Annotated in this window: 19 protein-coding genes; 15 read left to right on the top strand and 4 right to left on the bottom strand. The window is 29.0% G+C overall.

Translation table 11 applies throughout. The features are described 5' to 3' along the window. The first annotated feature begins 40 nt into the window (after nucleotides 1-40). The 7 genes from purF to RSA29_RS06145 all read left to right on the top strand — a co-directional run bounded on the left by purF (nucleotide 41) and on the right by RSA29_RS06145 (nucleotide 8,710). A complete protein-coding gene (gene purF / locus RSA29_RS06175; protein ID WP_346942644.1) occupies nucleotides 41-1,465 on the top strand; it encodes an amidophosphoribosyltransferase in 1,425 nt (474 codons plus the stop codon). A 16-nt stretch (nucleotides 1,466-1,481) separates the two neighbouring features. Then, nucleotides 1,482-2,480: a phosphoribosylformylglycinamidine cyclo-ligase gene (purM, locus tag RSA29_RS06170; RefSeq protein WP_346942645.1), complete on the top strand. Its 999-nt coding sequence runs from the start codon at nucleotides 1,482-1,484 to the stop codon at nucleotides 2,478-2,480. Next, nucleotides 2,468-3,082, top strand: a complete 615-nt coding sequence (gene purN / locus RSA29_RS06165) for a phosphoribosylglycinamide formyltransferase (RefSeq protein WP_346942646.1) — start codon at nucleotides 2,468-2,470, stop codon at nucleotides 3,080-3,082. The genes purM and purN overlap by 13 nt, the downstream gene beginning before the upstream one ends. A gap of 6 nt (nucleotides 3,083-3,088) precedes the next feature. Continuing rightward, the gene (purH, locus tag RSA29_RS06160; RefSeq protein WP_346942647.1) at nucleotides 3,089-4,606 is read left to right on the top strand and encodes a bifunctional phosphoribosylaminoimidazolecarboxamide formyltransferase/IMP cyclohydrolase; all 1,518 of its coding nucleotides are present in this window, start codon (nucleotides 3,089-3,091) and stop codon (nucleotides 4,604-4,606) included. 22 nt (nucleotides 4,607-4,628) lie between these two features. Beyond that, nucleotides 4,629-5,873, top strand: coding sequence for a phosphoribosylamine--glycine ligase (purD, locus tag RSA29_RS06155; RefSeq protein ID WP_346942648.1), 1,245 nt, complete (start codon nucleotides 4,629-4,631; stop codon nucleotides 5,871-5,873). 181 nt (nucleotides 5,874-6,054) lie between these two features. Then, nucleotides 6,055-8,136, top strand: a complete 2,082-nt coding sequence (locus RSA29_RS06150) for a tetratricopeptide repeat protein (protein WP_346942649.1) — start codon at nucleotides 6,055-6,057, stop codon at nucleotides 8,134-8,136. A gap of 193 nt (nucleotides 8,137-8,329) precedes the next feature. Next, nucleotides 8,330-8,710, top strand: a complete 381-nt coding sequence (locus RSA29_RS06145; protein WP_346942650.1) for a type II secretion system protein — start codon at nucleotides 8,330-8,332, stop codon at nucleotides 8,708-8,710. Nucleotides 8,711-8,840: 130 nt separating this feature from the next. Here RSA29_RS06145 and RSA29_RS06140 read toward each other — a convergent pair whose 3' ends face one another. Then, the gene (locus RSA29_RS06140; RefSeq protein WP_346942651.1) at nucleotides 8,841-10,058 is read right to left on the bottom strand and encodes a 6-phosphofructokinase; all 1,218 of its coding nucleotides are present in this window, start codon (nucleotides 10,056-10,058) and stop codon (nucleotides 8,841-8,843) included. Nucleotides 10,059-10,315: 257 nt separating this feature from the next. On the opposite strand from RSA29_RS06140, the gene RSA29_RS06135 reads away from it, so the two are divergent. From RSA29_RS06135 to RSA29_RS06120, 4 genes are all read left to right on the top strand, one after another. Next, a complete protein-coding gene (locus tag RSA29_RS06135) occupies nucleotides 10,316-11,308 on the top strand; it encodes a WG repeat-containing protein (RefSeq protein WP_346942652.1) in 993 nt (330 codons plus the stop codon). Nucleotides 11,309-11,395: 87 nt separating this feature from the next. Further along, nucleotides 11,396-12,337 (top strand): dipeptidase, encoded by a 942-nt coding sequence (locus tag RSA29_RS06130; protein ID WP_346942653.1) that lies wholly within the window; start codon nucleotides 11,396-11,398, stop codon nucleotides 12,335-12,337. Nucleotides 12,338-12,446: 109 nt separating this feature from the next. Further along, nucleotides 12,447-14,693, top strand: coding sequence for a VIT and VWA domain-containing protein (locus tag RSA29_RS06125; RefSeq protein WP_346942654.1), 2,247 nt, complete (start codon nucleotides 12,447-12,449; stop codon nucleotides 14,691-14,693). Nucleotides 14,694-14,834: 141 nt separating this feature from the next. After that, the gene (locus RSA29_RS06120) at nucleotides 14,835-15,551 is read left to right on the top strand and encodes a hypothetical protein (RefSeq protein ID WP_346942655.1); all 717 of its coding nucleotides are present in this window, start codon (nucleotides 14,835-14,837) and stop codon (nucleotides 15,549-15,551) included. A 155-nt stretch (nucleotides 15,552-15,706) separates the two neighbouring features. Here RSA29_RS06120 and RSA29_RS06115 read toward each other — a convergent pair whose 3' ends face one another. Then, the gene (locus tag RSA29_RS06115) at nucleotides 15,707-16,966 is read right to left on the bottom strand and encodes a D-alanyl-D-alanine carboxypeptidase family protein (RefSeq protein WP_346942656.1); all 1,260 of its coding nucleotides are present in this window, start codon (nucleotides 16,964-16,966) and stop codon (nucleotides 15,707-15,709) included. 147 nt (nucleotides 16,967-17,113) lie between these two features. Between RSA29_RS06115 and RSA29_RS06110 the strand changes: the two genes are divergently transcribed. The 3 genes from RSA29_RS06110 to RSA29_RS06100 all read left to right on the top strand — a co-directional run bounded on the left by RSA29_RS06110 (nucleotide 17,114) and on the right by RSA29_RS06100 (nucleotide 18,790). Further along, nucleotides 17,114-17,734, top strand: a complete 621-nt coding sequence (locus tag RSA29_RS06110; RefSeq protein WP_346942657.1) for a CoA pyrophosphatase — start codon at nucleotides 17,114-17,116, stop codon at nucleotides 17,732-17,734. A gap of 58 nt (nucleotides 17,735-17,792) precedes the next feature. Beyond that, the gene (locus RSA29_RS06105; protein WP_346942658.1) at nucleotides 17,793-18,383 is read left to right on the top strand and encodes a hypothetical protein; all 591 of its coding nucleotides are present in this window, start codon (nucleotides 17,793-17,795) and stop codon (nucleotides 18,381-18,383) included. Nucleotides 18,384-18,577: 194 nt separating this feature from the next. Continuing rightward, nucleotides 18,578-18,790: a hypothetical protein gene (locus RSA29_RS06100; RefSeq protein WP_346931464.1), complete on the top strand. Its 213-nt coding sequence runs from the start codon at nucleotides 18,578-18,580 to the stop codon at nucleotides 18,788-18,790. A 79-nt stretch (nucleotides 18,791-18,869) separates the two neighbouring features. Here RSA29_RS06100 and RSA29_RS06095 read toward each other — a convergent pair whose 3' ends face one another. Further along, nucleotides 18,870-19,187: a hypothetical protein gene (locus RSA29_RS06095; RefSeq protein WP_346942659.1), complete on the bottom strand. Its 318-nt coding sequence runs from the start codon at nucleotides 19,185-19,187 to the stop codon at nucleotides 18,870-18,872. 98 nt (nucleotides 19,188-19,285) lie between these two features. Then, the gene (locus tag RSA29_RS06090; RefSeq protein WP_346942660.1) at nucleotides 19,286-20,764 is read right to left on the bottom strand and encodes a nicotinate phosphoribosyltransferase; all 1,479 of its coding nucleotides are present in this window, start codon (nucleotides 20,762-20,764) and stop codon (nucleotides 19,286-19,288) included. A gap of 169 nt (nucleotides 20,765-20,933) precedes the next feature. Here RSA29_RS06090 and RSA29_RS06085 point away from each other — a divergent pair, with 169 nt between their 5' ends. After that, nucleotides 20,934-22,952, top strand: coding sequence for an ATP-dependent helicase (locus RSA29_RS06085; RefSeq protein ID WP_346942661.1), 2,019 nt, complete (start codon nucleotides 20,934-20,936; stop codon nucleotides 22,950-22,952). Nucleotides 22,953-23,019 lie beyond the last annotated feature (67 nt).

Here is a 23,019-nt window from a genome sequence, read left to right as displayed (position 1 = left end):
GTAAATATTGAAGGCTGTATATTTTAGGGGGAATAAAATAATGGATTTTAAATTTAAAGCTTCTTGTTATGATGGGTATGAATGTTATGATGATGATAAATTTCATGATGAATGTGGAGTTTATGGAATATACAGTAAAGGTGATAAATTAAATGTGGCAAAAAGATCATATTATGGTCTTTATGCCCTTCAACATAGAGGGCAAGAAAGTGCAGGAATCGCAACATTTGATGGTAAGGAAATGTATTGTGAGAAGGATATGGGTCTTGTATCTGAAATATTTAATAACAATTCATTAGATGCTCTTAAAGGATATAGTGCCATTGGACATGTTAGATATTCAACTGCCGGAGATAGTTCTATAAAAAATGCACAGCCGATTCTTGGAAAGTTTAAACTGGGTAACATTGCAATAGCCCATAATGGAAATTTAACAAATTCAGAGGTTATACGAGAAATTTTAGAAGAATCAGGCTGTATATTCCAAACATCTATAGACACAGAGGTAATACTAAACCTTATATCAAGAGGAGCGAAGAAGGGGATACTTCAGAGTGTAATTGATGCGATACAGGTTATAAAGGGATCTTTTGCAATGGTTATTCTAACAGAGAATGAATTGATTGCAATTAGAGATCCATATGGAATTAGACCTCTATGTATTGGTAAAGTAAATGATAGTTATGTTGTATCATCAGAAAGTTGTGCATTAAATGCAACAGGAGCTGAATTTGTAAGAGATGTAGAACCTGGTGAAGTTGTGGTTATTAATGATGATGGAATTAGATCTATAAAGTTTGGAGAAAAATCTAAGTTAGCTACGTGTTCTTTTGAATATATATATTTTGCAAGACCTGACAGTGTCATAGATGGAATTAGTGTTAATAATTCAAGATATAAGGCGGGGATGAAGCTTTATGAAGTGGCACCAGTAGATGCAGATATAGTGGTTGGGGTACCTGACTCAGGAATGTCTGCAGCAATGGGGTATGCAAAAGCTTCAGGGATACCTATAGATATGGCACTTATAAAGAATAAATATATTGGAAGGACATTTATTGCACCAACTCAAGAAGAGAGAGAAGCTTCGGTAAATGTTAAACTTAATGTTATAAGAGAAAATGTAATAGGTAAAAAGGTAGTTTTAATTGATGATTCAATAGTTCGTGGAACTACAAGTAAAAGGCTTGTGGCAATGCTCAAGGAAGCTGGGGCTGCTGAGGTACACTTTAGAGTATGTTCTCCTACAGTTCTTTATCCTTGTTATTATGGCATTGATACACCATATAGAAGTGAACTAATTGGTGATAAGATGACTGCGAGCGAAGTTGGAGTAGCGATAGGTGCAGATAGTTTGGTATATCTATCTAAGGATAATTTACTAGAATGTCTTGGAAAAGATCATGGATTCTGTTGTGGCTGTTTTGATGGAGAGTATCCAATTTCAGCACCAGTAAAACTATAATAAGGAGTGATATAATATGATTACATATAAAGATGCAGGAGTTAATATAGAAGAGGGTTATAAAGCGGTAAAACTTATGAAGGAGTATACTGCTAGAACCTTAACATCATCAGTTTTAAATGGTATAGGCAGTTTTGCAGGTATGGTAAGACTACCATCAGGATATGAGAAACCTGTACTTGTTTCAGGAACTGATGGAGTTGGAACAAAAATTGAAGTTGCAATTAAGCTTAATAAATTTGACACAGTAGGTATTGACTGTGTAGCTATGTGTGTAAATGATATTTTATGTCATGGTGCAAAACCGTTGTTTTTCTTGGATTATATAGCTTGTGGTAAATTAGATTCAACTATAGCTAGTGATATTGTTAAGGGTGTTAGTGAAGGTTGTATGCAAAGTTATGCATCTCTTATTGGAGGAGAAACTGCTGAAATGCCTGGAATGTATAACTTAGGAGATTATGATTTAGCTGGATTTGCTGTAGGAATTGTAGATGAAGATAAGATTATAGATGGAAGTAAAATTAAAGAGGGAGATGCACTTATAGGTATAGCATCTTCAGGAGTTCATAGTAATGGATATTCCCTTGTGAGGAAGATTGTAAAGGATTATGATGAGGTTTTAGAAGGACGAACTTTAGGTGAAATTCTCCTAGAACCAACTAAAATATATGTTAAACCAGTATTAGCACTTATGGAGAAATTCGAAATAAATGGTATGGCTCATATAACTGGAGGGGGATTCTATGAAAATATTCCAAGAATGTTTAAAGAAAATTTCACTGCAGAAATATATAAGAGTTCATTTCCGAGACCAGCTATATTCTCATATTTAATTGAGCAAGGGGTGGATGAATATCATATGTTTAACACATTTAATATGGGTATAGGTATGGTACTTGCAGTAGATAATTCTATTAAAGAAGATATAATAAGAGAACTTAAAGCCCTTGGAGAAGATGCCTATGAAATAGGAAAAGTACAAGTTGGGGGTGGAGGAGTTTGCTTAATATAGCAGTATTAGTTTCTGGTGGTGGAACTAATCTCCAGTCCATTATAGACAGTATTGAAAATGGATATTTAAAAGATGTAGCTATAAAGTATGTTATAAGTGATAAGGAAGGTGTCTACGCATTAGAGAGAGCGAAGGCACATAATATAGAAACTTTAGCATTTGATAAAAAGATTTATAAAAAAGATTTAAGTAATAAATTATATGATATCTTGAAGGGTAAAGTAGATTTGATAGTACTTGCTGGATACTTATCAATTGTGTCATCGCCTTTAATAGATGGATTTAAAGATAAAATAATAAACATTCATCCTGCTTTAATACCAAGTTTTTGTGGTAAAGGTATGTACGGTCTGAATGTTCATAAGGAAGCGATTAGGTATGGTGTGAAGGTTAGTGGATGCACTGTACATTTTGTAGATGAAAATATGGATACGGGAGCTATAATTCTTCAAAATACAGTTAAAGTTCATAGTAAAGATACACCAGAAGTATTACAGCAAAAAGTACTATTAGAAGAGCACAAGGCTCTTCCACTAGCTATAAAACTTATAAGTGACAATAAGGTTGTTATTGAAGATAGAAAAGTTACTATAAAGGAGTAGAATTTTATGATAAAAAGAGCTTTAATAAGTGTTTATGATAAATGTGGGATTGTAGAGTTTACCAAATTCCTAAAAGAACAAGGCGTAGATATAATATCTACTGGGGGAACTTATAATCTATTAAGACAAAACAACATAGAAGTTAGGGAAGTAGCAGAGGTTACCAATGCACCAGAGATGTTAGATGGAAGAGTGAAGACGCTTCACCCTATAGTTCATGGTGGTATACTTGCTATTAGAGATAATAAAGAACATATGAATACCTTGAAGGAAAGAAGTATAGAAACAATAGACTTAGTTTGTGTTAACCTATATCCATTCTTTGAAAAGGCAAGAGAAGGTTTAAGTTTTGAAGATACTGTAGAATTCATAGATATTGGTGGACCTACAATGCTTAGAAGTGCAGCTAAAAATTTTAAAGATGTTGTGGTTATAAGTGATTCAGATGATTATAAAATAGTTATGGAAGAGATCAAAGCTGTTGGAAATGTTTCGTTTGAAACTCGAAAATATCTTGCCATGAAGGTATTCAACCTTACAAATGCATATGATAGTGCTATCTGTGAATATTTGGTAGATAACATAGAAAAAGAAGAGAATACTTCAAATAAGTATTTATCTCTATCATTTAAAAAAATGGATGATTTAAGATATGGAGAAAATCCACATCAACAGGCTAAAGTGTATGTAAATACAAATAAAAAAGGAATGCTTAATAATATTGAAATATTGAATGGGAAAGCTCTTTCTTATAATAATATAAAAGATATGGATATAGCTTGGAAAGTTGTAAATGAGTTTAAAGAGATAACATGTTGTGCATTAAAGCATAATACTCCGTGTGGTGTTGCAGTTGGCAATTCAGCGGTAGATGCATATGTAAAAGCCTATGAATGTGATAATATTTCAATCTTCGGTGGTATTGTAGCATTGAACACTACAGTTACAGTAGAAGCAGCAGAAGAGATGAAAAAAACCTTCTTAGAAATTGTAATTGCTCCTGATTTTGATGAAGAAGCGTTAGAAGCACTTAAAACAAAGAAAAATTTAAGAGTAATAAAGTGTAGTGAAAAACCAAGTGATAAAGTAGAAGTAATGTCCGTAGATGGTGGTATATTAGTTCAAGATGTAGATAGAGAGCTTTATAACGAGTTAAAGGTAGTTACAGACCTAGAGCCTTCAAAAGAGCATATGGAAGACATGATATTTGGAATGAAGGTTTGTAAATATGTAAAATCTAATGCCATTGTAGTAGTAAAAAATAAAATGGCTAAAGGTATTGCCGGTGGACAGGTTAATAGAATTTGGGCTACAGCACAAGCTATAGATAGAGCTGGAGATGGAGTAATACTTGCATCTGATGGATTCTTCCCATTTAGAGATTCTGTAGACACTGCAAATGAATATAATATTAAGGGAATAATTCAGCCAGGTGGATCTATTAAGGATGAAGATAGTATTAAGGCTTGCAATGAATATGGAATACCTATGGTATTAACAGGCATGAGACATTTTAAACACTAATTTTAATAATAGAGGTGATTGTATGAAAATATTAGTTGTAGGAAATGGTGGAAGAGAGCATGCTATAGCGTGGAAGCTTAGTGAAAGTGAAAAAGTCTCTAAAATATATTGTGCACCAGGAAATGGTGGAACATTTATGGAGAAGAAATGTGAAAATGTAAATATAATAGACAATGATGAACTTTTAAAATTTGCATTAAATAATTCAATAGATTTAACAGTTGTGGGACCTGAAGTATATCTTTGTAATGGAATAGTAGATTTGTTCAAAAGTCACAATTTAAAAATATTCGGGCCAAGTAAAAAAGCTGCAAACTTAGAGGGCAGTAAGACTGTTGCAAAAGAGTTCATGAGGCGACATGGAGTTAAAACAGCGGCTTATTCAGCTTTTAATAGTTCAGAAGAGGCTTTAAAATATGTTGAAACTTCAGAGTATCCAATAGTAATAAAAGCTGATGGACTTGCAGCTGGTAAGGGTGTTATAATTGCAGTGAATAAAATAGAAGCTATATCTGCTATAAATGAATTCATGATAAAAGATACATTCTCGGGAGCTGGGAAAGAAATTATAATAGAGGAATTTTTGCAAGGAGTAGAAGCTTCTATACTAAGTATTACAGATGGTAATACAATTATTCCATTTATATCTTCGAAGGATCATAAAACTATATTTGAAGATAATAAAGGGCCTAATACCGGTGGAATGGGAACAGTAGCACCAAATCCTTATTGTAATGAAAAAGTATTAGAGGCATTTAAAAATGATATATTAGAACCTACACTTAAAGGGATTAAAGAAGAAAATTTAGATTATACAGGTATTATATTCTTTGGGTTAATGATAAATGAAAAAGGCGTATATCTTTTAGAATATAATGTTAGAATGGGAGATCCAGAAACTCAAGTTGTGTTGCCACTTATGGAAAGTTCTTTACTAGATTTAATAGAGGCTGCAATAGCTGGAAAACTAAAAGATAGTAAAGTTGTATTTAAAAATAGAACAGCTTGTTGTGTAATAGGAGCATCTGAAGGTTACCCTAGCAAATATAAAAAAGGTGAGGTAATAACAGGAATAGAAAGCTGTAGTGAAAAAATATTTGTTGCTGGAGCAGAAGAAGCTAATGGTAAAATTATAACAAGTGGTGGAAGAGTTCTTGGAGTTACATCAATTGGGGATAGCTTAGAAGAAGCAATGGGTAAAGCATATAGTGGAATAGCTCAGGTTGAATTTAATGGAATGTATTATAGAAAAGATATTGGAAAGTAAAATTATTTAAAAAATACTAAGCAGATATATGAAATCTGTCTCTTAGTATTTTTTTATTGGAAGTAAACCGACACAAAATATATAGTACTAGAAAATTTAATTATTTATTAATTTAGATTTACTGGTGGTTATGGTAAAATCTATATAAGATTAGTTAAGGTAGACTTACATGGGAGGATTTATGGATTATAATAAATTTAATATAGATGAGAAATATGATAGTTATAAGAATATAACAATAGAGAGTGCGGAAAAAATATTGTTGAAACTTGGAGATAGTGTGAATTGTGATAAAGGGTATGATTACTATATATTAAAAGGTAAAATGTTATTAAAAACTCACAAAATTAATGAAGCGATTATATCTTTAGAGAAGGCTGTTGGGTTTAAAAATACGGATGAGGTATACGATTTGTTATCGTTTGCTTATTACAATATTGAAGATTATGAAAAATCTTTGAAATATATAGAATTATCGTTTGGACTTAATGTAGATGAGTATATATATAACCACAAAGGAAAGATTTTAGAAAAGCTTGGTAGGTTAGAATTATGTTTTGAAACCTACTACAAGGGACTTAAATATGCACTAAATACTTATAGTAGTTATGGAGAAGTTGAAATTTTTGGTGAGAATGTTGCTAGAATTTCTGGAATATTAAAATCTACTTATAGTACAGAAATTAAAGAGTTTATAAATAGTGGAGATTATTATAATCTTTATAAAAGCTATATGAAATTATTTGAATTAATTTCCAAGGAAGAGGAAAATGATCATTATCACTTTAGTACAGAATATGTTGATATAAATTATTTAGAACTTTTAGATGCTGGGAAATATGTTTTAATAGATAATAACTGTTTTATACAGATGGTTAATATATACAAGAGTTTATATAAAATAGAGAATAATTGTGAATATGAAGACAAGGGTTACATTAACAAGATCTATATTGATAATAAAGTTCAAGAACTTGTAAATCAAGTTGTTGATAGAACATCTCTGAGCAATGATGTTGATGTTATATTAGAGGTTTTAGATGAGGTTATTAAACTTAAAAATAAAGATTATTATGGGTATTTATATCATAAAGGGTTTATATATATGAAACTTAATCGCTATGATGAAGGGATTAACATATTAAATAGAACAATAGAAAAAGATGATTGTGATTATGACATAAAAGTTAAAAGTTATGAATGTTTAATAAAGACATTGCATGATGTTGAAAATAAATATAAGGATAGTTACACTTACTATAAGGAAAAATTATCAGATTTTCTAAAGTATGAAACGGAATGCGTAATTAAGAATGAATTTTTAACGTTGGATGACCAATGTGGTCAACTACTTCATAATTGTAAACGTGCAATTAATTTATCTTTAGATGATGAATTTTGGTATGAGCAACTAGAGGGTTTATCTCTTGAAATTGGGCAAAAATATGAAAACATTTTAAAAAACCAGTCTATATATATGATTATTGAAAATTATAATAAGGCCATAAATATATATGACAGCCTTATTGCGGTTAAAAAAAATTGTGCCCACGGATATTACAGAAAGGGAAGAGCTATAGTACTTATACTTAGACTATTAAATAGTTCTAAAACATCATTGAAGGATATAAGTGGTGTTCATAGATTAGACTGTTTTGCATATTCTGAAGTTATATATAATTTAAATAAAGCTATTAGTCTAAAAAATGATAATGGTAAATATTTTAATTTGTTAGCAAGGACTCATTTTGAAATTGGTGAATATGATCAAGCTTTAAGCTATATGGAACATGCAATCGAATTAGCTCCAAATGATTTATATATGAATCTGAATATGGTATGTGTATATATTAGGAAATATCAATACACCGAGGCTGTGGATTATTTATTCAAAATGTCTTATAAAGACATGGACCGTGGAACAGTGAGGAAAACTTTTCTTTCAAGAAAAGAAATACTTAGTTTTTTAATGGGAATATTTAATTTATATCAAAGACAAGATAAAATACATTGTATTATAGCCTATTATTTTTACGGAATTGTAGAATTCCAATATAATAAAGCTATCACCTTTATAGATAATGCTATAGAAATGGCAGATGATGAGCGGTATTATTTACTAAGAGCTAAAATATACTTTAAAAATAATAAATATGAAGAGGCATTAAAAAGTGTAGAGGAAGCTATTGTAATTGATGATCATTATGATGAAGCTTTTGCGCTTAGAGAAAAATGTAATGAAATACTAGGATGTAATAACTGAAAATATGAAAAACTATTAATGTGCTGAAGTAGAATTCTAAATTTTGCTTCAGTACATTTTTATTTATAAGGGTTTTATGCAAAATAGATAAAAGGAAATAAATATTTTACAAACTGAGTATTTATTTTAATAATAAGGGCAAGATGCTATATGTAATATATTAACTTTGATTGAAAAATAAAGGGGTGAACTTATGGAAAAAGAAAAATTAAGAAATAAAAATAGAAAAGGATTTACATTAATGGAGCTTATAGTAGTGATGGGGATTATATCAGTATTAGCTTTTATAACAGCCCCTACGTTCCTAGCCAAGATTGAGGACGCAAAGGTTAGCGCTGATAAAGCTAATGCTAAGTCTATAGCTATGGCTGTGAAGACGGAGATATTAGAAGGCAAATCGGTAGGTACTACATTAACAATAGATCAAAGTAGTGATATAGTAAAAATTTATTTTGATGGAATTCCTCCGAAGCCACAATCAATATCAAGTGATACTTTTTCAGCATCTATAGCCGGTAACAGGGTTACCGTAAAAATTAATGATAAAGAGTTTTATCCCAATTACACAAAATAATAAACTGAAAATTCATAGATAGGGTTTCTGTTAATCATATATAATTTGATTTATAGATATTAAAAAGAGTTTTCAAATAATAATTTTAATATTATTTGAAAACTCTTTTCGAACTTTAAATTAAATCATCTTACTTCAGTAAGAAAGCATATTTCGGAAGACCATTTTCATATTGGATTTTTGGCTCACCCATTATTAGTGGCTGAGCGTATTCATAGGCTTCTTTAGTTACGTTATTTCCTTCTGCATTAATCCACTCTTTGGGGAAATATTTTATAGAGTTTGCAACCTTTGAAGTATGAACAACAAATGGTTCTGATTTGTAAGGATTATTGGAAACACGTTTAATACCAATCATGTTACCACTTTCTCCATTTACAGAGTATTTTAGAGCCGTAAATCCACAGTTGTAAGCCTCATCAATATCAGTCTGTGACGCGAAGTGCATAGCGCAACGTTGCATTGTAGAAAGCTCAAGACATCTTACTTTTTTACATAATCCATTACTAGTAAGGAGATTTTTGATATATCCACATACACCACCTAGCTGAGCATGGCCAAATTTATCAAAACCGGTATTACCAAGTTCTCCTAGGAATGTACCATCTTCAGTTCTAATTCCCTCAGAGACAGTGATAACAACTGAATTTTTCTCTTCTAGTTTTTTCGAGATATCCACTAGGAAATTATCAGTATTAAATGGAACTTCAGGTAAGTATATAAAGTCAACAACTGATTCACCATTTAAAGTTGCAATACATGAACTAGCAGCTAGCCAGCCTGTATCACGGCCCATAGTTTCGATTATGAAAACATTTTTAGTGTTATAAACGCTTGAGTCTAATTTGTTTTCTAAGGCTATGGTAGATATTAACTTAGCAGCACTACCAAATCCGGGAGTATGATCCATTATTGGAAGATCATTATCTATTGTTTTAGGAACTCCAAAGAATTTAACAGAAAGATTATGTTCATTAGCATAGTTACTTAGTTTATGAACGGTATCCATGGAATCATTTCCACCTATATAGAAGAAGGCTTCAATCTCATATTTCTTAAAAATGTCAAAAAGCTTAAGGTATTCTTCTTTATTGTCTTCATAGGATTTCAATTTGTATCTACATGAACCAAGACCAGATGAGGGCGTATATATTAACCTGTCTATAAAATCACTGTCCATTTGAGAAAGATTAACGATGTTTTCATTCAATATTCCTTCGATACCATTTATTCCGGCATATACATTATAATAATAATGAAATTCTTTATTTGCCTTAAATACTCCCATGGCACTTGCATTTATTACTGAAGTAGGACCTCCAGATTGAGCTACTATACAATTTTTCATATACTTAACACTCCTTATATATATCTTCTGTAGTAATTACCACACAATTTATCATGTTCTTTTCTATTATAATACAATTTATTATTCATAACAATTAATATAGATAAATACTAATGATATAAATAGGATAAATAATAGTTGATTCAATTTTAAAAACAAAAGATAAGTTTAATTAAAAAATCATAACTATTAAATGACTTTTTAATTCTTAAAATGGTATAATATTCATAGGTTTTGAAAATAAAGGAGGAAAAAATATGAAAATGTATCCAATTGAAATGAATAATAAATATGGTTATATAGATGAGAATGGTTCAGTAATTATACCTTTTAAATTTGATTTTGCGGATGAGTTTGAAAATAATATGGGGTTTGTGGAAGTAGAGGGGTTATGTGGATTTATTGATAAAGAAGGAGAGTATATTATAAAGCCTAATTATGATGACATTAATTATTTTAGCGAAGATAGAGCACTAGTAGAATTAAACCATAAGTACGGATATATAGATTCTCAGGGCATTGAGATTATTCCTATAAGATTTGAAGATGGCAAAGGGTTTACTGAAGGGTTAGCGGCAGTAAAGATTTTAGGAAAGTGGGGGTATATAAATAAAGAAGGGAAAATAGTGATTTCACCAAAGTATGAAGAAGTAAATGAGTTTGAAGAAAATGGTGTTGCAATAGTTATGCAAGATAATAAGTATGGATATATCAATAAGGAAGGTAAATGTATAAGTGGATTTATATATGAATATGCTAATAACTTCAGCGAGGGGTTAGCTGCGGTAGGGCTAAATGGCAACAATGTTTACGTAGATGAAAAATTTAAGGTAAGAATTAAAGGCGATTTCGATTTTACTACTGAGTTTTTAAATAATACTGCTGCAGTTTCTATTGAAGACCTATGGGGGTATATAAATGTCAAAGGTGACTTTATAATAACACCACAATTTAGTTGGGCAGATAGCTTTAATACAGATTATGCAGCAGTTTCAATAAATGATAAGTATGGGTTTATTGATAAGTTAGGTAATGTAGTAATACCTATAGAGTATGAAAATGTGTTTGATTATAATGAAGGATTATTTTCAATTGAAATAGATAATAAATGGGGGTTTTTAGATTTGCAGGGAGATATAGTGATAGAACCAAAATTTGATGAGGTAGAAAATTTTCAGTACGGAACATGTAAAGTTATATTAGGTGACAAAGAAGGATATATAAATAGACATGGTGAATTTATTATATAACATAGAATAGTTATTAAACTAAATTTAATATTAATAATTTGTACAACGATATAACAATAGTATTAAGTAAAGATTAGGGGGAACAATATGAGCATAATTGATTTGCATTGTGACACAATTTATCATATTTCGGACAATAAGGATTTGGAATTAAGCAAAAATAATTTAGCTATAGATTTAGAAAAATTAAAAGCGGGAGATTCATTAGCGCAGTTTTTTGCTTTGTTTATTGATTTGAATGAGCATAAAAATCCATTTAACAGAGCGATGGATATGTTAAACAAGTTTTATGAACAGATTGAGAAAAATAGCCATAGCATATACATTGCAAGAACTTATGAAGAATTAATGGGTAATAAAGAAGAAGAAAAAATTTCCGCGTTTTTAACTATTGAAGAAGGAGAAGCAATAGAAGGTTCAATAAAAAATCTTAGAAACTTCCACGAATTAGGGGTTAGACTTATGACATTAACTTGGAACTATGAGAATGCTATCGGTTACCCAAATTGTAAAAAGGAATTTATGAATAAAGGGCTAAAACCATTCGGGTTAGAAGTTATAAATGAAATGAATAACTTAGGTATGATAATTGATGTTTCTCATTTATCGGACGGGGGATTTTATGATGTAGCTAAATACAGTAAATATCCATTTGTAGCATCACATTCAAATAGTAGAGCAATATGCAATCATCCTAGGAATCTAACGGATGAAATGATAAAAGTTATTAGTAATAAGGGCGGAATTATGGGAATAAACTTTGAAAAGTCATTTTTGAACGAAGCAGGTAAGGTTAGTGATGTTGATAGTATGATAAAACATATAAAACATATTTACAATGTTGGAGGGATTGACAGTATAGCTATAGGTAGTGACTTTGATGGTATAAATAGAGAAAATCTTGAAATTAGCAATATGGGTGAAATTAACAAAATTATTATTGGACTAAAGAAGTTGGGATTAGTTGAAAGTCAAATAGATAAAGTTTTGTATAAGAATGCATTAAGGATTATAAAAGATGTTTTATAGTAAAACAAATTAATAAGTTTATTTTTAATTTATATATATAGAGATATTAAATGAATTTTCTGATAAAATCTAAGTATTAGTTGTATTATATATGAGAAGGGTGGATAACATGGAGTATGAAAAATTAGATAATAGTCTTTCGCATGGAGAAATTATACTGAAAAAAGTAGATATTGAAGGAAATGTTTGTGGAGAATTTGTAGAATTTACCATTAGTCATGTATATGAAAATACAGGGGAAGAAGACGTAAAGGGGATTTATACATTCCCTATACCTGATACTGCAGTAATATCAGGATTTGAGGTAAATATAGGTGGAAGGCTTATAAAAGGTAAAGTAGAAGATAAATGTGAAATAGAAAAAATTTATGCAAATATTATAGATGACGGTGAAAATAAACTTACACTTGAGGAATTAGATAAAGAGAATCTCAAAATGTCAATTGGGACAATTTTAAAAGGTGAAACAGTAATTATTAAAATTTCTTATATAGAAGAATTGGTGTATGAGATGTCAAGGCTAAAACTAGTTATACCTAAAGTTGTATTACCATTAAATCCAGGTGACTATGTAAATCATTATGATTATAATCTATCGTTAACTCTGCTAGTCGAAGCTTTTGAAAAAAGTAAGGTATATTGTAATACTCATAAAATAAAAGTGGAAGAAGGTAACAATAACCTATATAAAATAACCTTAGATAATAAGCAAAACCTGGATAATGATATGATTATTTATTTAGAAGAGGAAATATTAAATGAAACTAGTGGAATAATCTATGAAAATTATAGTGATGATAGTGGAATAGTATATCTTAGATTTTTACCAGATATAGAAGAAGATGTTGAAGAAAAAACTGGGAATTACATTTTCTTACTAGATATATCAGAATCAATGATTGGGGATAAGATAAATGAAGCAAAGACGGCACTTCACTTATGTCTTAGAAATTTAAATGAAGGTGACACTTTTAATATTGTTGCAATGGGAGATTCGTTAAAATATTTCTCAAGTGAAGGTGAAGTTAAGTTTGGTGAGGATAGTTTAAAAATAGCATCAAAATGGATTGATGATCTTAAATGTGAATATGATGCAGTAATATTTGATGGTATTAAGTACGCCTTTGAAAAAGAGGAGCGAGGTGAATCAAATACTATAATATTATTTACGGACGACATTGTGGATGATGAAAAAGAAATATTGGCTTACGTAGAAGGGGTTTGTAAGGAAAGTAGAATATTTCCATTTGGAATTGATACTTCAGTAAATACGTATTTTATTAATAAAATTGCAAGGCTTACTTATGGTAAATCTGCATTTATTAATAGATATAGTAGAATTGAAGACGTTGTTTTAAATCAATTTAATAGAATCAGAGGGTTGCAAATTACCGATATTAATCTTGATTGGGGCAATATACAGGTTGAAAAAACCTATCCAAGAACTATTGAATATATGTATGATATGGAGCCATTCTCAATATTTGCAAAGATACATGGTAACATTGAGGGTATTGTAACATTAAGTGGGATGGTTGGAAAACGTAGGATTCAAAGAAGAGTGGTTTTGACAAAACTCGACTTGGAAATTAATGCTAATTTAATTGAGAAAGTTTGGTATAAAAAAAGGATTGAATCATTAGAAAATAGAGTGGTCTATGAGCGTGGAGACGTTTATGATGCCATGAAAAATAAGATAGTTGAACTTTCGACGGATATTGGAATTGTTAGCGATGAAACTTCATTTATCCTAATTGAAGAGATATATGAACCAGTACTCGGCGTTGTAATGAGAAAATTCTTACCTGTTAACATAGCGTTTGAGAAAAGTGATGTTAAAACAGCCCCTGCAAAATTATATTATAGACAAAGTTTAGATGATTTAGAGATAAATAATTTAAATGTTGAAAATGTGAACAAAGGAGAATTTTTGCGAATTCTTGCTACTCAGCAGCTAGCCAGTGGTGCTTTTGCAAAATCTGTAGATGATAATCAGTTAGACAAGTTTAAATATACTGCCAAGAGTATATTAGCATTTACTATGCAAAGTGAAAATGTTGATATGTATAAGAATTTATTGATGAAAGCAGCTATGTACGTTTTGTTAAACTATAAAGATTTTATTGATGGTGAAGTTTTAAAATTATCATATTTTACTATTAAGGCGTTAATTCCTAAATTAACATTTAAAGATAATAAGAAAATTCAAATTGTTGATGGGTTAAAGGAGTTAGAGCTTAAATTAGAAGAAAAGAATATTGACGTCGCAACAATAGAAAATGAAATTTTTGATGACATTGAAAGAAATAAATTTAATAACCAATTAGATAGTCTTATATACAATGCAATAAGATAGTGTGGGTACCATAGAATTCAATTTGTGTGATTCTATGGTACTTATTAGTTGAAAATAATTAAATTACAAATAAATATAAATTATATTTATAGCAGGGGTGATTATAAGTATAGAACTTGTGTAATAAAATAAGGGGTAGGAATGTTTATGAATCGTTATGGAAATTCAGATGAAGAAATCATAAGATTAAGGTCAATTATTAAAAATTTATATTGTCATGGATGTAAAGTTATTAAAATGAATGATATTAATAATATAACTATCCATAATATATTGGTTTTACTTAAATTATATGATAACTATATATTTAAAGATAATTTAAGCAATTTAATTGACAGTAATATTAAGATTTCTTTGTCAAATAGGATGACATCGAGTGGTGGAAAGACAATTTTTAACAAAATATCTAATATACAAAGGTACGAAATACGTATAAGTATGAGAATTTTAGAAAAATTTATAAGTGATAATAAAAATAAGGTGATATGTGGTATAGAGGGTAAAGATGTTATAGATGCACTTATGCTTATATTAGAGCATGAAATATGTCACGTGTTAGAGTTTAGTATATATGGAAATTCAAATTGTAGAGGGGATATATTTAAGATTATTGCATATGATATTTTCAAGCATAAAAGTAGTTATCATGAAATATTAAAAGATTCTTCCAAAATAATTAGTGAAAATTATTTTAAAAAGGGGCAAATAGTTAATTTTATATATAAAAACAAGAAATATGAAGGTGTGATTAAAAATATTAACAAACGCGCTACTGTTATGGTTAAAAACGGTGAGGACATTTATGAAAGCAATTATACCAAATGGTATGTACCACTTAATCTACTTATTAATAAGTAGATTAAGTGGTACAGTATGGATATATTAACATAATAATGATTGTCATAATTGAAAGTATATACATATCAAAAAATTAATTTACTTGCTTAAAATAAAACTTACAAAAAACATGTAAAAAGGCATAAGAACTACTTTATAGTTCTTATGCCTTTTTATTATCTATAAATTCTTCTTTTTCTACTTTTAGAACGTTTATTTTTTATTTTAGATATAGTTGCAAATATAATAAACAGAACTAAAATTATTACAAATATAGCTAATAGGTAATATAGTATATTACTTTTAAGTATATCAAAATTTGAGACACTTGAATAAACATCATATTCTTTTGTATATCCTTTAATAGATACATTAGCTTTACCAATAGATTTATTAGTACTTAATGACCAAACTGATATATCATTTATAGTATAGTTTAATTCAGGAGTTAATTCTGAATTATATATTGATATATCTTCATGAATAGTTGCTGGTATTTTAATAACTTTTTTTGGACCTATTAATGGTAATATGTTATATTCCAGAGTGATCTCGGTGATAGGTGTTGATTTATCTTTAAATATTTCTCGTTCAGCACTAAATCCATAATTAGAAAGTGCTGTAGTATCTTCAAACACTTGAGTGTCCTTTGGAAAATCATATTCTGAATCTAATACAACAATGGCAAGAGAGTGTCCATCTCTTTGATATATAGAGGCTAAGCATCTCCCAGACTTATCAGTGTATCCTGTTTTACCACCAATGTTTCCATCTTTTCCAATTAACTTATTTCTATTTTCTATTATTGCTGAGGGCCCATTTGAAGACTTCACTTCAGATTTTTCTTTTGCAATAGTTTCTCTAATCCACTCATTATCATATATAGCATTTAAAAGTATAGTTAAATCATATGCTGTAGTATAGTGATCATCAGTGTTATCATCAAGTCCATTTGGATTTACAAAATTAGTGTTATTCATACCTAATTCTTTAGCTTTTACATTCATCATTTTCATGAAGTTTTCCTGATTACCACCAATGTTTTCAGCAACCATATAGGCAATATCATTTCCAGAATAAAGTAATAATATATCCATAGTATCTTTACCAGTAAATGTATCACCAGGGGTAACAGGATGTACATTAAGACCATAAGAATATTCAGCTTCTTTTAAAGCCTCTTTAGGATATGTTAACATATCTGTTCTTGATTTGTTTTCAGCCAATAAAAGTGCTGTCATTAACTTAGTTATACTAGCGGGTTGTTTCTTTTCATCTATATTTTTAGAGTAAATTATTTCATTTGTTTCTAAGTCCATAATAATAGCTGAAGTTCCAATGATGTCAGGAACAGAGTTGGCTAATACTGTACTTGAGAAAGTGGAAGTAATTACTAAAGTAAAAAATACAAATGATGCTAAAATTCTTTTTTTCACAAGTCATCTCTCCATTTGTTATATTTTTAATCTTTTTAAATTCTAATTAAGTATAACATTTAGTATATTTTTCAACAAGGAGAAATCGAGAATATGTTATATTTTTATGATATTATATATATAGATATTAGTAGGAGTGATAGTTATATGAAAAATATCAATATGAAAAATATTTCAACTATATTTAATGAGAGGGAAATAAGATCCATACAAAAAATTAAAGAAGCGGCAGTAATGATACTTTTAGAAGTAATTAATGATGAGATGTATATAGTTTTCCAAGTAAGATCAAAAAAGATGAATCATCAGCCTGGAGATGTTTGTTTACCTGGAGGAAAGGTAGAGAAAAACGAGACTTACATGGATACCGCATTGAGAGAAACAATGGAAGAGATGAATTTAAGTGAGAATGATATAGAAGTTATAGGGGCAATGGATTATTTTACATCTCCATATGGAATGAACATATATCCATTTGTATCGAAAATAAATGTAGAAACAATAGAATTTAATACAAGTGAGGTTGATCATATTTTTAAAGTTCCAATAAATTTTTTTATAGAAACAGAGCCGATGTTGTACAAAATGGAAATAGGGCCTATTAATCAAGAGAATTTTCCTTTTCATTTAATAAATAAAGGGAAAGATTATAAGTTTTCAAAAGGTATACTGGAAGAATATTTTTATAAATGGAATAATTATGTTATATGGGGATTTACAGCACATATAATAAAATCTTTTATAGATATCATAAAAGGTATAGAGTAAATCATATAATTATATAAAGATAAAATAGTAACGTTAAGTTGCATTGGGAGGTTATAATATGTGTGATAGTAGAAATCCTAAGGTATTATTAATACAAAATGCTATGACAATCCTCCAAGAAATAGGGATTCATAGTATATGTGTAAGTTCTAGGGAAGAGGTTAGAAATTTCATTATGTATCATATTAAAATTGGAACCGTGGTTAAAGTTGATAATTCTTTAGAACTTATGAATTTAAGCTTAGATAAGGCTATTATGGAAAAGGGTGGTACTGTTATACATAGTACTAATTGTAATGAACTAAATCTAAATGTTGAAAATCATAGGAAAACAGCAATAAATCTTTATTTATGTGGGGGCAATCAACTGCTTAAAGGCGACTGTTTAGATAGAACGGATTATTTTTGCGATAATTTATTTAAATATGGTTGTAAGAATAAAAAAATAATATTAATAATTCATGCTAAAAACTTGGAATATGTTGAAGAAAATAACATTTTGGATGAAATATTATTAATGATAAAAGCATTAGAAATGAAGGTTAGTTGCACTAATAGTGAATTCACAACATTGGAAGAAACTTTAAATAAAAGTTTTTTAAGACAAGAAAATGTTAAAAGTGACATAAGTGTAATTTTTCTAAAATGATATACTATCATTAGCAAAAATTAAATTTTATTTTAATGTGATTTTTAAGTAGTGTTGAGTGTTATTTAAAAACATATATAATTATCTTAATTTTCACAAAATAACCCGGTAATACATTAAAAATACTTTATTTTGATAAATTTATAATTTATAATTTATGGTATTAAGTAGTAATGTTTATGGGGGTGTTGCGTATGTCTAAGTGCGTGTTTTTGTCAACATATGATGAAAATATAGAATGTTCAAAGGATTGTGCTCTTTATAATTGGACTGAAAATGATAATAAGTGCCCATTTACAGAGCTTAAATCAAAAGGTAAGAGGAAACGTAATATTTATGAATACGATTTTTACAAGGATGAAAAAGAGGCTTCTTTATCCATGATTTATAGTGAAAATTATTTGTAAATTAAGTACTATTACAAAATAAACTTTAATTTGTGAATATAGCAAAATAATATCTTATATTGAAAATCCTCAGTCATTGTTATGACTGAGGATTTTCATGAGTTTTACATTTGCATCCAGAGCATTTCGAACAACTACTGCAATTTAAAGATTTAGATAAGTTGTTTAATGAGGTGGGTATAGATTTTAAATACAGTATGTTATCTTTTAATACAATAGTAATTTCTTTAAAGTTTTTTTCAAGGTTAATACTATGACAAATTTTTAATCCATTAATATTTTCAGTTATATCATTATTTATAGCATTATCTAGAATAATATCAATGTTTGGAGATTTGCAGCAATTTGATGAAGTGTTTTCACTTAGTGATACACAATCATATTCATTATGAAACATGAGTAAATTTTCTAAAAAAGAAAATGCATCATTTGAAATTTTTAGTTTAAGGTTATTAATCAATAATCATCATACCCTTCATAAATAAGATATTATTATTATTCTTCATACATTGAAGAGTATTCATGTAATAAAGATTCTTTTAGATTCCATAAATCCTTTGATAAATCAACATAATATTTATGAGGATTTTGCAATCTTCGTATTTCGGACCATAGCTTTGCTCGTTCCTTGACGCTAAATTCTTTTATATCCATTACAGATGGACTATCATATATACAAAGACCATTATCAAATATCTTAACCATAAGTTCTTCAATTCTGTAATTTGTAAGCTTTTTTTTCTTCCAAGTATAATTAGGATCAAACAGTTCTAATGGTTTAGTATAATCAAAACATTCCCCGTGTAATGCTATTAAATCGGCAATTGCCATATCAGTACTTTTATCATAAACTCTATAGAGTGATTTGAAACCAGGATTAGTTATTTTTTCAACGTTCTCACTGATTTTAATTTTAGCAACTATACTACTATCTTTTTCTATTGCCACTAATTTATAGACTCCACCAAAAACAGGTTCGCTTTTTGCTGTTATTAATCTTTCACCAACTCCAAAGCTATCGATTTTAGCACCATTATCTAAAACTGCCTTTATAATAAACTCATCAAGAGAGTTAGAGATAGTTATTTTAACGTCTTCATAGCCAGCTACATCTAACATTTTTCTAACTTCGTTGGAAAGGTATGCTATATCACCACTATCAATTCTAATTGCCTTAGGTCTTTTACCAAGTGGTTTTAGGATTTCATTGAAGACTTTAATTGCATTAGGAATACCAGATTTTAATACATTATAGGTATCAACTAAAAGTACTGTATTATCAGGGTAAGTTTTTGCCCAAGCTACAAAGGCTTCATATTCATTATCAAATAATTGAATCCATGAGTGAGCCATAGTACCTGTAACTGGTACATTAAATAGTTCATCAGCCATTGTACATGCGGTTGAATTACATCCACCTATAATTGCAGCTCTGGCTCCGTATAATGCTCCATCATATCCTTGTGCTCTTCTAGAACCAAATTCCATAACAGGTCTACCACTTGCAGCCTCACATATTCTAGCGGCTTTTGTAGCAATTAATGTTTGATGATTAATTGTTAGAAGAATCATAGTTTCAATAAATTGTGCTTGCATTACTGGTCCGCGTACAGTAATTAACGGTTCACTAGGGAATACTGGCGTACCCTCAGGTATTGCCCATACATCACAACAAAACTTGAAATTCTCTAGATAATTAAGAAAATTATCACTGAATAGATTTTTTTCTTTTAAATAATCAATATCATCTTTAGTGAATTTAAGATTAGTTAAGTATTCAATCAATTGTTGAACCCCAGCCATTACACAATACCCACCACCATCAGGTATTTTTCTGAAAAACATGTCAAAATAAGCTATAGTATCTTCAACGTTATTGTTTAGATATCCATTAGCCATAGTAAGTTCATAAAAATCAACTAACATTGTAAGATTTCGTTGACTTTTTATATCAAATCTAGTTATTGTACTCATTTTAGTTCTCCTCACTTATATAAATCATAAAATTCTATAAATTATAGATAAGTTTTAACATTTATACCTTGTATATCGTAACACATCGATAGTTTGATTTCTATAGTATAAGTGCAAATATTATGGTAATATTAATAAATTAATAATGTGAAGAGGAAAGATTTGTATTATGAATGAAAATAAATTTGATGATTTAAGTGAAGAACAGATAAAGGCTATTACATGTACACACGAAAATATATTAGTAAGTGCAGGTCCTGGAAGTGGAAAAACAGTTGTAATTGTTAATAGAGTATATGATTTAATATATATGAAAAAAGTTTTGCCCAAAAATATTATTGTAATAACCTTTACAAAGGCGGCAGCAAATAATATGAAAAAGAGATTCATGAAAATGACTAATAATACAGTTAGTCCATTTTTCGGAACATTTCATGGCCTTTGCTATAAAATTTTAAAATCTTATTATGGGAGCATAAATATTATAGAAAGTTGGGAAAGTTATAAGGTTATTAAGAACTTTCTTACAACATATGTTGAAGAGGTAAGTGATGATCGAATAAAAGAGTATACAAACGCTTTGTCTATATATAAGTGTAAAGGTATTTACATAAAAGAAGGCAATATTTCTATAGATGAAGATATATTAAAAAATTGTTTTAATTTTTATGAAGCGTATAAGAAAGAAAGGGAGCTTCTGGATTTTGAGGATTTACAAGTAATGTGCAAGGAGCTGTTTTGTAAAAATTCACGTATACTAGATTATTATAAAAACCAGTTTAAACATATTTTGGTAGATGAATTCCAAGATAGTGATGATGTTCAAATAGAAATACTTAAACTTCTAAAAGGCGATAATAATTTATTCGTAGTTGGTGATGAAGATCAATGTATCTACAGTTTCAGAGGTGCTAATCCTTCGTATATGGTGAAGTTTTCGGAAAAATTTTCTGAGGGTAAAATATTATATTTATCAACTAACTATAGATCTAAAAAAAATATAGTGGATTTATCTATGAAATCAATAAAAAACAATTTGATTAGAAATCCTAAAACTATTATTGCTAATAAAAAAGATAACGGCATAATTAAATTTCAAGGTGTAAGAGATGAAACGCTTCAAGGAGCATTTATTAGTGATTATATTTTAAAGATAAAGGAAAGTTCATCGAAGGAATTTAGTGACTTTGCAGTGATTTATAGAACAAATATGGAAAGTAGAAGTATAATCGATAACTTCATAAGGAGGAATATACCATTTACATTATTGGATAAACAATATAACTTTTTTTCACACTTTATCTGTCAGGACATATTAGCGTATTTGAAGTTAAGTATATATCCTTTTAATTTTGAATATTTCACAAGAATAATAAATAAACCTTATAGATATATCAGTAAGAATAGTTTGGATATAGTAAAAAAAGATATAAGTTTAAATAATCCGTTTATTAAGTTGAAAAAAATAGAGAGCGTTCCTGTTTTTCAGCTTAGATTATTAGATAAATTGGAGTGCGACATAGGTAGCTTGAATAAAATGTCATTACAAACATCAGTAGATTTTATAATAGGAGATCTAATGTATCATAAATATTTAGTTGAGTATGGAAAGAAATACAGTTTATCTATAGAGGATTTGGAAAATGTACTAAATGAATTTAAAGATAGTGTAAAAGGATTCAAGACTATAGCTAGTTTCTTAGAGCATGTATCAAAGGTTGAGGAAGAAACTGAAAAAGCAATAAAACAGTCTAAGGAGAGAAAAGAAGGGGTTATATTAAGTACAATTCATGGGGTTAAGGGTATGGAATTTGATACAGTGTTTATTATTAATACTGTAGATGGGTTTATTCCTTATAATAATAATGATTTAGAAGAAGAGCGAAGATTATTTTATGTAGGTGCAACGAGAGCAATTAATAATTTAATATTTGTAGCTCCTGAATTTATAAGGGGAGAGAAAAGAAACAAATCACGATTTTTAACTGAATGTAATTTAGAATCTGAAATATTAGGTAGTACAGAATTCAAAGTAGGTATGAAAGTTTTACATAAATTTTACGGTGATGGAATTATAAAAAGCATGGATAAAACTAGTATAAGTATTTTATTTCAGGAAACAGAGCGGAAGTTTGATTTCACAGTACTTATTAATAATGGTCTTATATCATTAATTGTAGATGTATGATTATAAATTAGTTATCAAAGCACATAATTGAAGCTTCTGTATTGAAATGTAAAGAGTTCTGTTATAT

Origin of the sequence: Clostridium sp. (assembly GCF_036660475.1) — a bacterium.
Lineage (GTDB): Bacteria > Bacillota > Clostridia > Clostridiales > Clostridiaceae > Clostridium_J.
This window is presented reverse-complemented; position numbering and strand designations above follow the sequence as displayed.